Annotated in this window: 11 protein-coding genes; 5 read left to right on the forward strand and 6 right to left on the reverse strand. The window is 72.5% G+C overall.

What is annotated here, in order from left to right; translation table 11 throughout:
• Genes ACWGKQ_RS03455 through ACWGKQ_RS03480 form a run of 6 tightly spaced genes read right to left on the reverse strand, consistent with a single transcriptional unit; the run spans position 1 to position 7,091 of the window.
• On the reverse strand, positions 1–1,107 hold the full coding sequence (locus ACWGKQ_RS03455; RefSeq protein WP_453290179.1) for an XdhC family protein: 1,107 nt from the start codon (positions 1,105–1,107) through the stop codon (positions 1–3).
• Entirely contained in the window at positions 1,100–2,314 is a 1,215-nt protein-coding gene (locus ACWGKQ_RS03460; protein WP_453290180.1) for a vWA domain-containing protein, read from the reverse strand. The genes ACWGKQ_RS03455 and ACWGKQ_RS03460 overlap by 8 nt, the downstream gene beginning before the upstream one ends.
• 6 nt (positions 2,315–2,320) lie before the next feature.
• Positions 2,321–3,196: an AAA family ATPase gene (locus ACWGKQ_RS03465; protein WP_453290181.1), complete on the reverse strand. Its 876-nt coding sequence runs from the start codon at positions 3,194–3,196 to the stop codon at positions 2,321–2,323.
• A gap of 15 nt (positions 3,197–3,211) precedes the next feature.
• Positions 3,212–4,066, reverse strand: coding sequence for an FAD binding domain-containing protein (locus tag ACWGKQ_RS03470; RefSeq protein WP_453290182.1), 855 nt, complete (start codon positions 4,064–4,066; stop codon positions 3,212–3,214).
• Positions 4,063–6,558, reverse strand: coding sequence for a xanthine dehydrogenase family protein molybdopterin-binding subunit (locus ACWGKQ_RS03475; protein WP_453290183.1), 2,496 nt, complete (start codon positions 6,556–6,558; stop codon positions 4,063–4,065). The genes ACWGKQ_RS03470 and ACWGKQ_RS03475 overlap by 4 nt, the downstream gene beginning before the upstream one ends.
• The gene (locus ACWGKQ_RS03480) at positions 6,555–7,091 is read right to left on the reverse strand and encodes a (2Fe-2S)-binding protein (RefSeq protein WP_453290184.1); all 537 of its coding nucleotides are present in this window, start codon (positions 7,089–7,091) and stop codon (positions 6,555–6,557) included. The genes ACWGKQ_RS03475 and ACWGKQ_RS03480 overlap by 4 nt, the downstream gene beginning before the upstream one ends.
• Before the next feature lie 451 nt (positions 7,092–7,542).
• Between ACWGKQ_RS03480 and folP the strand changes: the two genes are divergently transcribed.
• The 5 genes from folP to ACWGKQ_RS03505 all read left to right on the forward strand — a co-directional run bounded on the left by folP (position 7,543) and on the right by ACWGKQ_RS03505 (position 12,985).
• On the forward strand, positions 7,543–8,430 hold the full coding sequence (folP, locus tag ACWGKQ_RS03485) for a dihydropteroate synthase (protein ID WP_453290275.1): 888 nt from the start codon (positions 7,543–7,545) through the stop codon (positions 8,428–8,430).
• Positions 8,431–8,614: 184 nt separating this feature from the next.
• Positions 8,615–9,958 carry an aminomethyl transferase family protein gene (locus tag ACWGKQ_RS03490; RefSeq protein WP_453290185.1) on the forward strand — a complete coding sequence of 448 codons (1,344 nt, stop codon included), beginning with the start codon at positions 8,615–8,617 and terminating at the stop codon, positions 9,956–9,958.
• Positions 9,959–10,095: 137 nt separating this feature from the next.
• Positions 10,096–10,968: a methylenetetrahydrofolate reductase gene (locus ACWGKQ_RS03495; RefSeq protein ID WP_453290186.1), complete on the forward strand. Its 873-nt coding sequence runs from the start codon at positions 10,096–10,098 to the stop codon at positions 10,966–10,968.
• Positions 10,965–11,870 carry a formyltetrahydrofolate deformylase gene (gene purU / locus ACWGKQ_RS03500; protein WP_453290187.1) on the forward strand — a complete coding sequence of 302 codons (906 nt, stop codon included), beginning with the start codon at positions 10,965–10,967 and terminating at the stop codon, positions 11,868–11,870. The genes ACWGKQ_RS03495 and purU overlap by 4 nt, the downstream gene beginning before the upstream one ends.
• A gap of 245 nt (positions 11,871–12,115) precedes the next feature.
• Entirely contained in the window at positions 12,116–12,985 is an 870-nt protein-coding gene (locus tag ACWGKQ_RS03505) for a bifunctional 5,10-methylenetetrahydrofolate dehydrogenase/5,10-methenyltetrahydrofolate cyclohydrolase (RefSeq protein WP_453290188.1), read from the forward strand.

The following is a 12,985-nucleotide window of genomic DNA, read 5'->3' on the forward strand; positions in this document are numbered from 1 at the left end:
TCAACGGACGGTGGGTGTGTGGATGGCGCCGGTAGTGGTGGTCAGGGGCGCGCCGCTGCCGCCCCAGCGCAGCGCGACGATCTCGGCGGCGACGGACACCGCGACCTCCTCGGGCGTGCGGGCACCCAGGTCGAGGCCGAGCGGCGAGCGCAGCCGGGACAGTTCGGCCGCGCCGAGCCCGGCCTCGGTGAGCCGGGCGTGCCGCTCCTCGTGGGTCCTGCGGCTGCCCATCGCCCCGATGTACGCGGCGGGCCTGCGCAACGCCTCCTCCAGCAGCGGCACATCGAACTTCGGGTCGTGGGTGAGGACGCAGATCACCGTGCGGTCGTCGGTCGCGGTGCCGCTCAGATAGCGGTGCGGCCAGTCGACGACGACCTCGACGGCGGCCGGGAAACGCTTGGGAGTGGCGAAGACCGGGCGGGCGTCGCACACGGTCACCCGGTAGCCGAGGAAGTCGCCGATGCGGGCCACCGCGGCCGCGTAGTCGATCGCGCCGAAGACCAGCATGCGCGGAGGCGGCGCGAACGACTGGAGGAACACGGTCACCGCGTCCTCGCGGCGTTCCCCGTGCGGGCCGTAGTGCCTCAGGACCGAGGCGCCGAGGGCGAGTTCGCCGCGCGCGTCCGCGGTGACGGCGACGTCCAGCCCGCTCGCGCCGAGCGTGCCGGCCGCCCGGTCCGGCCAGACGGCGAGGGTGGCGCCCCGCGGTGCCGGGCCGTCCACCACCGTCGCCATGGTCACCGGCTCGCCCGCGGCGACCGACCCGGCCACCGCGCCGAACGCCGGGTCGGAGCCCGCGGTCACCGGCCGGACCAGCAGGGTGATCTCGCCGCCGCAGGTCAGGCCCACCGCGAACGCGTCCTCGTCGCTGTAGCCGAAGGTCTGCAACGACGGCTCGCCGGTCGCGACGACCTCCTGCGCCAACTCGAAGACGGCCCCCTCGACACAGCCGCCGGACACACTGCCCACCACCTCGTCGTCCGGCCCCACGGCCATGGCCGCACCGGGCCCGCGCGGTGCGCTGCGGCTGACCGCGACCACCGTGGCGAGACCGAACGGGATCCCGGCCGCATGCCAGCCGGCCAGCGCCGGCAGGATCTCACGCACGATCCGCTCCCTTCACCGGCCGGGAGCTTGCCCGCGCCGGGAAACCCGCCCGTGCCGGGAAACCGTCCCGCGCCCCGCGCACCACCGCGGCGAGCCGTTCCAGCGCCGCCAGGCTGTGCCCCGCCACGAACGCGTCGACGCTGGGCAGCGCCGCCGCCATCCCGGCCGCGAGCGGCGCGTAACCGGGCCGGGCCTTGCGGGGGTTCGCCCAGACCACCTGGTGGGCCAGGGCGTGCAGCCGGCGCATCTGCCGGCCGAGCAGCTCCGGATCACCGCGCTCCCAGCCGTCCGAGAGCAGCACGACGATCGCGCCGCGTGCCATGCCACGCTGCCCCCACCGGTTCAGGAACTCCCGCAGCAGCTCGCCGAGACGGGTGCCGCCCCGCCAGTCGGGCACCGCCGCCGCGACCGCGGCCATCGCCAGGTCGGGGTCGCGGTGCGACAGTTCACGGGTGACCCGGGTCAGCCGGGTGCCGATGGTGAACACCTCCGTGCGGCCCGCGCGGACCGCCGCGTGCGCGAAGCGCAGCAACGCGTCGGCGTACGGGCCCATCGAGCCGCTCACGTCGACGAGGAGCACCACCCGCCGGGGCCGTTCGACGCGCGCGTGCCGGCGCAGCAGGGCGGGTTCGCCGCCACGCCGCAGCAACTCCCGTACGGTACGGCGCGGATCGACGTGACCGCGCCGTGCGGGCCGCCGCCGCGCCGTGCGCCGGGTCTGGCCCACCAGGGCGAACGCGGCGAGCAGACGGCGCAGTTGGGCCCGTTCGGCGGAGTCCAGCTCGGTGACGTCGCGGTGCCGCAGGACCTCGGAGGAGCTGGCCAGGGCGGCGGTGGGCGGCCCCGGCGGCTCGCCCTCGTCGCGCGTACGGGGCTCCGCGGCCGTCTCCCGGGCCACGAGCCGCAGCCGGGGCGGGGCGGCCGTACGCGCCGGTGGCCGGGCGGGCGGCGGCCCGGACGGTCCGAAGTACGCCGCGAACACCCGGTCGTAGCGCTCCAGGTCGTCGTGGCCGCCGCACAGGGTCGCCCGGCCCGCCCAGTACACATCCGCCCGCATCCCGGGCCGCAGGGCCGCCACGGCACGCAGGAACGCGTACCCGCGCTCGGTGCTCGCGTCCACGCCCGCCGCCCGCAGCGCCCGGACGAAACCGAGCAGTACCGCGTCCGCCGGCACCTCGGCCGGTCTCGCCGCTCCCGCCGTGCCCATGGCCGGTCACCCGCCCCGGGCCGCGAGGACCGCCCCGAGATCGAGCCCCCGGGCCCGCTCGGTGTCCTCCCGGTACTTCAGCACCGAGCCCAGCGTGGCCACGGCCAGCTCCGCGTCCACCTCGCTCGCCCCCAGCGCGTCCAGCGCCTCGGCCCAGTCCAGGGTCTCGGCGACGCCGGGCGGTTTGACCAGGTCCGCGCCGCGCAGCGCCTGCACCAGCGCCGTGACCTGTTCGGCGAGCCGCGCCGAGACCCGGGGCAACCGGCGGCGCACGATGGCGAGTTCGCGGGCGAAGGAGGGATGGTCGAACCAGTGGTAGAGGCACCGCCGCTTCAGTGCGTCGTGCACCTCCCGGGTCCGGTTCGAGGTCAGCACGGCCACCGGCGGCACCTCGGCCCGCAGCGTGCCCAGTTCGGGGATCGTCACCGAGTACTCGGACAGCAGCTCGAGGAGGAACGCCTCGAACTCGTCGTCGGCCCGGTCGATCTCGTCCACCAGCAGGACCGACGGATGCTGCTGGAGCGCCAGCAGCAGCGGCCTGGCGATCAGGAACCGCCGGTCGTACAGCTCGCTCTCCAGCCGGTCCGCGTCCTGCACGCCCGCCGCCTCGGCGGCCCGCAGATGCAGCAGCTGGCGCGGGAAGTCCCAGTCGTACAGGGCCTGCGAGGCGTCGATGCCCTCGTGGCACTGGAGGCGGATGAGCGGTGCGCCGAGCGCCTCGGCCAGGGCGGACGCGAGCGCGGTCTTGCCCACGCCCGCGTCGCCCTCGCAGAACAGCGGCCGGTGCAGCCTCAGGCCCAGGAAGCAGGTGACGGCCAGTCCGTCGTCGACGAGGTACCCCGTCTCCTCCAGCCGGGCCCGCACCTGCTCCGGGTCGTCCATCCCGGTGATCGGCGCTCACCCCATTCCGGTGGCGGTCAGCACAGCCCGCCGGGTCAGCACCCGCGCGAGGTGCTCCCGGTACTCGGGCGAGGCAGACAGGTCCTGGGCGGGCCGGGTGCCCTCGGCCGCGGCCTCGGCGGCCCGGGCCACGGCCTGCGGGCCGTCGGCGCCGGTCAGCGCCTGTTCGGCCGCGGTGGCCCGGAGCGGGGTGGCGCCCATGTTGGTGAGTCCGACGCGGGCCTCGGCGATGTGCCCGTCGGTGCGCCGGACCAGCGCGGCGACGCCGACGATGGCCCAGGACTGGGCGACCGCGTGGAACTTCTCGTAGTGGAAGCCCCAGCCGTCGGTCTTCGGGATCCGCACCTCCACCAGCAGTTCGTCGGGGGCGAGCGCCGACTGGAGGTAGTCCACGAAGAACTCCCGGGCCGGGATCGCACGCCGGCCGCCCGGGTCGGCGACGACCAGTTCGGCGTCGAGGGCGAGCGCCACGGCGGGCAGGTCGCCGGCCGGGTCGGCGTGCGCGAGGGAGCCGCCGAGGGTGCCGCGGTGCCGTACGGCGGGGTCGGCCACGGTGGCCGTCGCCTCCGCCAGCAGCCCGGCGTGCCGCCGCACCAACGGGTCGTGGACGACGTCGTGGTGCGTGGTCAGCGCGCCGATGGCGAGCGTGTCGCCGTCCTCGCGGACCCCGCGCAGCTCCGGGATCCGGCCGACGTCCACGACCAGTTCGGGGAAGGCGAGCCGCAGGCGCAGCAGCGGCAGCAGGCTCTGCCCGCCGGCCAGCACCTTCGCGTCCTCGCCCGCGTCGGCGAGGACGCGCACCGCCTCGTCGACGCCGGTCGGGCGGGCGTACTCGAACGTGGGGGGAATCATGCGGAGCCCTCCTCACCGGGCTCGCCGTACTGGCCCAGGTCTCCGGAGCGGGCGGCCTGCCCGGACTGCCCCGACTGCGCGGGACCGGTCCCGCCGGCCTCCTCGCCGGCACCGTCCCGGCCGGAGCGGGCGGCCTGCACGGCCTGCCACACCCGGTGCGGCGAGCACGGCATCCGTACGTCGGTCACGCCCAGCGGACGCAGCGCGTCCACCACGGCGTTGACCACCGCGGGCGTCGACGCGATCGTCCCGGCCTCGCCGACTCCCTTGACGCCCATGGCGTTCGAGGCCGCCGGGGTCTCCGTCCGGTCGGTGACGAAGTCCGGCAGGTCGGCCGCCGACGGCACGAGGTAGTCGGCCATGGTCCCGGAGACGAGGTTGCCGTCGTCGTCGTAGACGGCCTCCTCGTACAGCGCCTGCCCGATGCCCTGGGCGAGACCGCCGTGCACCTGGCCCTCGACGATCATCGGGTTGACGACGTGGCCGACGTCGTCCACGCAGACGTACGACCTGATCCGGGTCTGCCCGGTCTCGGTGTCGACCTCGACCGCGCACAGGTGGGTGCCGTGCGGGTAGGAGAAGTTCTCCGGGTCGACCACCGTCTCGGCGTTGATGGACGGTTCGACGCCGTCGGGCAGGTCGTGGTTGGTGAACGTCTCGAAGGCGATCTCCTGGATGGTCCTGCGCGCCTCCGGCGAACCCTTCACGGCGAACACGCCGTCCGTGAACTCCAGGTCCTGCTCGCTGGCCTCCAGCAGGTGCGCGGCGACCTTCCGCGCCTTCTCGACCACCCGCACCGCCGCCCGGTGCACGGCCTCGCCGCCCACGGCCAGCGACCGTGAACCGTAGGTGTCCATCCCCTGCGGGGAGGACCGGGTGTCGCCGTGCACCACCTCGACGTCGTCGAACGGCACGCCCAGCACGTCGGCCGCGATCTGGCTCCAGCAGGTCTCGTGCCCCTGCCCGTGCGGACTGGTGCCGGTCACCACCTCGACCTTGCCGGTGGGGAGCATGCGGATGCTCGCCGCCTCCCAGCCGCCCGCCCCGTACCTGAGGTCGCGCAGCACCCGGCTCGGTGCCAGCCCGCACATCTCGGTGTACGTCGACACGCCGATGCCGAGGCGCACCGGGTCACCGCGCTCGGCGCGCTCGCGCTGCTCGGCGCGCAGGGCGTCGTACCCGAACAGGGCGAGGGCCTTCGCGGTGGCCGCCTCGTAGTTGCCGCTGTCGTAGGTCAGCCCGGCGATCGAGGTGTACGGGAACTCCTCGTGCCGGATCCAGTTCCGGCGCCGCAACTCCACGGGATCCAGGCCCAGTTCGGCGGCCAGTTCGTCCATGATCCGCTCGATGGCGAAGGTCGCCTCGGGGCGTCCGGCGCCGCGGTAGGCGTCGGTGGGGGTGCGGGTGGTGAAGACGCCGGTGCAGTTGAATTCGTACGCGTCCATCTTGTAGATCGCCGGGTACATGAAGGCGCCGAGGATCGGGATGCCCGGGGTGACCAGCATCAGGTAGGCGCCCATGTCGGCGATCAGGTCCACCTTGAGGCCGAGCAGCCTGCCCTCGCGGGTGGCGGCGACCTCGATGTCCTGGATCATGCCGCGGCCGTGGTGGGTGGCGAGGTAGCCCTCGGAGCGGGACTCGGTCCACTTCACGGGACGGCCCAGCCTGCGGGCGACGGCGAGCGCGACGGCCTCCTCGCCGTACACCTGGAGCTTGGAGCCGAAGCCGCCGCCGACGTCCGGGGCGATCACCCGGAGCTTGTGCTCGGGGACCCCGGTGACGGTGGCCAGCATGATCCGCAGGATGTGCGGGATCTGGGTCGCCGAGTAGACCGTGTACTCGCCGGAGGCGGCGATCGGGGTGACCACGACCGCGCGCGGCTCCATGGCGTTGGGGATAAGGCGTTGCTGGTGGTAGCGGCGCCTGACGGTCACCTCGGCCCGCCGCCTGACGGACTCGAAGCTCTCGCCGGTGGCGAGCGGCCAGGTGTAGCAGCGGTTGGTGCCCTTGTCGGAGTGGACCAGCGGGGAGTCGTCGGCGAGGGCGGCCTCCAGGTCGAGGACCGGGGGCAGCGGGTCGTAGTCGACCTCGACCGCCTCCAGCGCGTCGGCCGCCGCGTACCGGTCGCGGGCCACCACGACGGCCACCGGGTCGCCGGCGTGTCGGACCTCGTCGACGGCGATCGGCGGGTGGTCGGGCAGCACGATGTCCTCGGTCACCGGCCAGGCGCAGGGCAGCGAGCCCAGGCCCTCGGCGAGGTCGGCGCCGGTGAACGCGGCGACGACGCCGGGGCGTTGAAGGGCGGGGGAGACGTCGACCCGGGTGAGGCGGGCGTGCGCCATGGGGCTGCGCAGGACGGCCAGGTGGAGCAGTCCGGCGACCTGGATGTTGTCGGTCCAGTTGGTCTGCCCGGTGATCAGCCGGGCGTCCTCCTTGCGGAGCCGGGAGCGGCCGATCTCGTGTGCTGCGGCTTTCACGGCCTGGTCGGTCATGCCGTGGCCTCCTCGCCGACCCGGCGCCCGGAGGCGTCGTGCTGTCCGTCCTGCTGACCGGCCTGCTGTCCGTCCTGTTGCCCGGAGGCGGCGAGCACCGCGCGGACGATGTTCTGGTAGCCGGTGCATCGGCACAGGTTGCCCTCCAGGGCCTGCCGGACCTCGTCGGAGGACGGGTGCGGGTTCTCGCGCAGCAGGTCCCGGGCCGCCATGATCATCCCGGGGGTGCAGTAGCCGCACTGGAGCCCGTGCCGTTCGTGGAACGCCCGCTGCAACGCCGTCCACTCCCCGTCCTCGGCCAGCCCCTGGACCGTGGTGACCGTGCAGCCGTCCGCCTGGACGGCCAGCACCGAGCAGCTCTTGACGGTCGCCCCGTCCAGGTCGACCGTGCACGCGCCGCAGTTCGAGGTGTCGCAGCCGATCGGGGTGCCGGTCAGGCCGAGACGGTCGCGCAGGTAGTGGGCCAGCAGCAGGCGGGGCTCCACCTCGTCCTCGTAGCGCGTGCCGTCCACCGTCACCTTGATGTGGGTCATGTGGCCTCCAGGCCGGTGCGGGCAGGAGCGCGGAAAAAGGGGCAAAAGAGGGGTGAATGGGTCATATTGTCGTGATATAGGTCACTCTATGGCGGTGCTTCGGCGGCGGCGAGCGCTGGGGCAGGCGATTCGTTGAACGTTGATCCGTTGCTGCCGTGCGGGCCCGGTGCGGGCCGGTTCTGCCGCATCGCCGCGCCCAGCGGCGCGAACAGGGTCGCCGTGGTCCATCCGAACGGCACCGCGAAGACCGCACCGACCGCCTCCGGCGGTCGCGCCTCGCCCGCCGGCGCGGCCGCACGCGGAAGACGGCTCCCGGATGATGCCTCGAAGATAGTTCCCGGGAAGTACTAGAACGATTAAGCTTCCCTCTGTAACCTGACGGCCTAATCGATTTAGCATTCCTTTCTCGCGGCGGGACGCGGGATCAAGGAGGTTGCCACCGATGCCAACCATGCAAGACGTCGCCGTCAGGCGGCCGGGAACGCGTACGGAACTCGAAGGGCTGCCCCTGCCCGGTCGATGCCTGGTCATGGGGATCCTCAACGTCACGCCCGACTCGTTCTCCGACGGGGGCGTGTACGCGGACACCCGATGCGCCGTCGACCGGGGACTGGAACTCGCCGCCCAGGGTGCGGACATCGTCGATGTGGGCGGCGAGTCCACCCGACCCGGGGCGCATCCCGTGGGTCTGGAGGAGGAACTCGCCCGGACCGTTCCGGTGGTGCGTGAACTCGCCCGGGCCGGCGTGTGCACGAGCATCGACACCATGCACGCACCCGTGGCCCGGGCCGCCGTGGAGGCGGGTGCGCGTCTGGTCAACGACGTGAGCGGCGGTCTGGCCGACCCGGCCATGGCGTCGACCGTCGCCGCGGCCGGCGTTCCGTACATCGCCATGCACTGGCGTGCGCCGAGCCGGGAGATGGACGGCCACGCCGAGTACGGCGATGTCGTCGCCGACGTCATCGCCGAGCTCGACCGACGCGTCCGGCGGTTGGCGGAAGGGGGAGTCGACCCGGCCCGGGTGGTCCTTGATCCGGGAATCGGCTTCTCCAAGCGGCCCGAGCACGACTGGGCGCTGCTGGCCCACCTGGGATCTCTCCGGCGACTGGGCCATCCCCTGCTCGTCGGCGCGTCGAGGAAGCGCTTCATCGGCGCGGCCCTCGCGGCCGGAGGTGCCGGTGACGTGCCGCCCGCGGGGCGGGACGCGGCGTCGGCGGCGGTCTCCGCGCTCGCCGCCGTCGGAGGCGCGTTCTGCGTCCGCGTCCACGATGTCCCCGCCGGGCTCGACGCCGTACGCATGGCGGCCGCGTACCGCGCGCACCTGGACCGAGAGCCGTGAGAAACCCGCCGACCGGTACTCGCCTTGAGCGAGAACGCTCTGCTAGCTTCCGCTAGATCGTTCTAGCGATGATGTGAATTCCCCGCCTTGCCTTGTCGGGCGAGGGGACGCTTCGCTCACGTACTAGATCGATTTAGCTTCCATGAGACAGACCGCTGAGAGTCGCTACGAGCAAGGAGCCATCATGGCAATCCCCACCCTCCAGGACGCCATCGACAGGGCCGGTTCGCCGGTCAGGCTGCTGTGGCAGCCGGGTGCCGAACCGTGGACGCCCGAAGTCGTCGAGCGCGAGTACTCCGGCTGGCGTCGGGAGCAGGCCGCCTGGCACGAGGGTGTGGCCCTCCTCAACCTCTCGCATCACATGTACGACATGTGGATCGAGGGGCCGGACGCCACGCGGGTGCTCGCCGAGCACGGGGTCAACAACTTCGAGAAGTTCGCGATCGGACAGGCCAAGCAGTACGTGCCGGTCACCCGCAACGGCCACATCGTCACCGACGGGATCCTCGCCCGGGAGGGCGAGAACAAGTACCTGCTCAGCGGCATCCCGGCCGCCCAGCACTGGGTGCAGTACCACGCGGAGAAGGGCGGCTACGACGTCGGCTTCGTCACCGACCCCTCGTCCGCCTTCCGGCCCGGCGGCGGTGACCCGAAGCTGTTCCGGTACCAGATCCAGGGCCCGTTGGCCGCGGACCTCGTCGAGCGTGCCTTCGGCGGGCCGCTGCCGGAGACCAAGTTCTTCCACTCCAGTGCGGTCACCCTGGACGGGCGCCCGCTCCGCGCCCTGCGCCACGGCATGGCGGGTCAGGCCGGCTTCGAGTTCATCGGCCCGTGGGAGCACGCCGCGTACGTACATGAGGCGTTCCTCAAGGCGGGCGAGCCGTTCGGCCTGGTCCAGGTCGGCGCCCTCGCGTACACCACGCCCAGTGTGGAGAGCGGGTGGATCCCCTCGCCCGTCCCCGGCATCTACACCGACCCGGACCTGCTGGAGTACCGCAGGTACCTGCCCCTGTTCGGCATCGAGGGCAAGCGTCCGCTGAACGGCAGCTACTTCTCCGAGGACATCGAGGACTACTACGTCTCCCCGTACGAACTGGGCTACGGGAAGATGATCTCGTTCAACCACGACTTCGTGGGCCGGGACGCCCTGGCGAAGGCCAAGGACGAGCCGCTCCGTACCAAGGTCACCCTCGTCCTCGACCCGGACGACGTCCGCACCGTCGTCGGACAGGGGGAGGACCCCGGCTTCGTCCTCTCCTACGCCCGTCACCGGGTGGAGAACGGCACCGGTCTGGTCGGCGTGACCATGCAGAGCGCGTCGATCGACCCGGTGGGGGCGGTGCTGGCGCAGACCCTGATCGACGCCGAGCACGCCGCGCCGGGCACCGAGGTGACCGTGGTCTGGGGTGAGCACCCCGGTTCCGGCACCGACCCGGATGCCGACCTCGGCCTCCCCCGCATCCGGGCCACCGTCCAGCCCTCCCCGTTCAACCAGCACGCGCGCACCCTCTACCGCCGCGACCGCTGACCTCAGCCGACTGTTCGGCACCGTTCCGGCCCGGCCTGTCCCCTGACGCGACGTCATGTGGGCCGGGCCGCCCCGGCGGTGCCGCGGGTGTGCCCCGGAACCCGGCCCCCGCAGACGAGAGAGCGAGACGAAAGACGATGAACCCCGCGAGCACCGTACGAACAGCGGTCAGTACCTCGCTGCTGGAGGACTTCTCCCTGGAGATGACGGGGAAGGACGTCCCCAAACTGGAAGAGGCCCGCGACAGCATCCCTCAGGGCACCCGGATCAACGTCACCTTCCTCGGCAACGAGAACCTCCAGATGCGGCTGGAGGCGGCCCGGTCGGTCAAACGGCTCGGTTTCGTTCCGGTGCCACACATATCGGCCCGCCGCCTGGGGTCGCGCGCCGACTTCGAGCAGTTCCTGGCCGGCCTGCGCGACGACGGCACATCCGACAACGTGTTCGTCGTCGGAGGGGATCCGGCGGATCCCGAGGGCCCCTACGCCGATTCGCTGTCCCTGATCGAGACGGGCCTGCTCCAGGAGTACGGCGTCCGCCATGTGAGCATCAGCGGATATCCGGAAGGGCATCCCGCGATAGCCGACGGCGTGCTCTGGTCCGCGCTGCGGGACAAGCACGCCTCGCTGGCCGCCCAGCCCCTGGAGGGCGGCATCATCACGCAGTTCGGGTTCGACGTCGACCCGGTGCTCGCCTGGGTCGAACAGGTCCGCGGCCAGGGTGTCGACCTCCCCGTCCGGATCGGAGTGCCCGGGCCCGCCGGAGTGCGCCGGCTCATGTCGTACGCCGCCCGCTTCGGGGTCGGGACCAGCGCCTCGGTCGTCAGGAAATACGGGTTCTCCCTGACCAACCTCATGGGCACGGCAGGACCCGATCGCTTCCTGCGCGATCTCGCCGCGGCCCACGACCCCGGCCGCCACGGCGACTTGAAGATCCACTTCTATACGTTCGGCGGACTCAAGGCCACCTCCGACTGGGCCGCCCGTTTCCGGAAGGAAAGCCCGGCATGACGCTCGCACAAGACGCTCCGGCCCGTACCGCCACGGGCAAGCGACCCGCCCAGCAGGCCTCGCTGGTCCTGCAGGGCGCCGACGCCACGGGCATCGTCGCCGCCGTGACGTCCGTCCTGAGCCGCCACGGCGCGAACATCGTCTCCCTCGACCAGTACTCCGACGATCCGCACGGCGGTGCCTTCTTCCAGCGCACGGTCTTCGGCCTCGACGGTCTCCAGGCCGCGTTGCCCGCGCTGCGGGCCGATCTCGACGAGCACCTGGTGGACGCGTTCGGGCTGAGCTACACACTGCGCGATCTGTCGGTGCCCAAGCGTGTCGCGATCTTCGCCTCGAAGTCCGACCACTGCCTGCTCGACCTGCTCTGGCGCCACCGGCAGGGGCAACTGCCCGTCACCGTCGCCATGGTGATCTCCAATCACCCCGACGTGGCCGAGGAGGTCCGCGGCTTCGGGATTCCCTTCTTCCACGTGCCCTGCCAGGGCGCGGACAAGTCCGCCGCGGAGGCGGAACACCTGCGGCTGCTCAAGGGCAACGTCGACTTCGTCGTCCTGGCCCGGTACATGCAGATCCTCTCGGGGGACTTCATCGAGAACGTCGGCATCCCGATCATCAACATCCACCACTCCTTCCTGCCCGCCTTCATCGGCGCCGGACCGTACGCCAAGGCCAAGGAGAGGGGCGTGAAACTGGTGGGAGCCACCGCCCACTACGTCACCCAGGACCTCGACGAGGGGCCGATCATCGAGCAGGACGTCGTCCGCGTCACCCACGCCCACTCGGCCACCGACCTCACCCGCCGCGGCGCCGACGTGGAACGCGCGGTGCTCTCCCGCGCCGTGCTGTGGCACGCCGAGGACCGGGTCATCCGCGACGGGAACCACACCATCGTCTTCGCCTGACGACGACACGGTTCATCGACTCTCACCGAGAGCAGAACAGCCCGGTGCCGGGACATGCGGTCCTGTCCCGCACTCCGAGCGACCGGGCCGGCCGCCGCAGCGGTGCCGAGCGCGTGCCACCGCGCGGCGGCCGCGGCGACGACCGGCCCGGTCCGGCGCCGTACAGCCGTGGTCGCACCGACCGCACACAGCACGCCCCTGTCACCCGGGCGGATCGTTCCCCATCACAAGAAGGCGGCTCGACCATGACCACCAGGATCGACGGCGCCGGCATCGCCCGACGGATCCGCTCGCAGGTCGCCGAGGAGGTCGCCGCGGCCGCGGCCACGAGTCCGGGAAGTGTCCCCGGACTGGCGACCATCCTCGTCGGCGACGATCCGGCCAGCGCCGTGTACGTCGCCGCGAAACGGCGCGCCATCAAGGAAGCCGGCATGCGCGACTTCCACCGCCACCTGCCCCGGCACGCGACCCACGCCGACGTCGCCGCCGTCATCGACGAACTGGCCGCCGACCCGGACGTCTCCGGCATCCTGCTCCAACTCCCCTTGCCCCGGCAGCTCGACGCGGCCACGCTGATCGACCGCATCCCCGTCACCAAGGACGTCGACGGCCTCACCACCGCCAGCCTCGGCCTCCTCGCCCGCGGGGAGCGGGGGTTGCGCCCCTGCACACCCAGCGGGGTCATCGAACTGCTCGATGCCGAGGGGGTCCCGCTCCAGGGTGCGAACGTAGCGGTGGTCGGCTGGGGCGAGCTCGTCGGCAAGCCCTTGACCCACCTGCTGCTGCGGCGCGGGGCGACCGTGTCGGTGGCCCACGAGTTCACCGTCGACCTCGCCGCGGTCACCCGTCCCGCCGACATCATCGTGGTCGCCACCGGAGTCCGCGGGCTCATCGGCCCCGAACACGTCGGACCCGGCGCCGTCGTCATCGATGTCGGCATCCACCGGACGCCCTCGGGCCTGGCCGGCGACGTGCGCTCCGAGGAGCTCGACGGAATCGCCGGCCGCATCACCCCGGTCCCCGGCGGCGTGGGCCCCATGACCATCGCCATGCTCCTGGTCAACACGCTGCGAGCCGCCCGGTGGAGTTCCGGTCCCGAGGCCGTCGCGGCTTGA

The organism is Streptomyces sp. NPDC054770 (genome assembly GCF_053611985.1).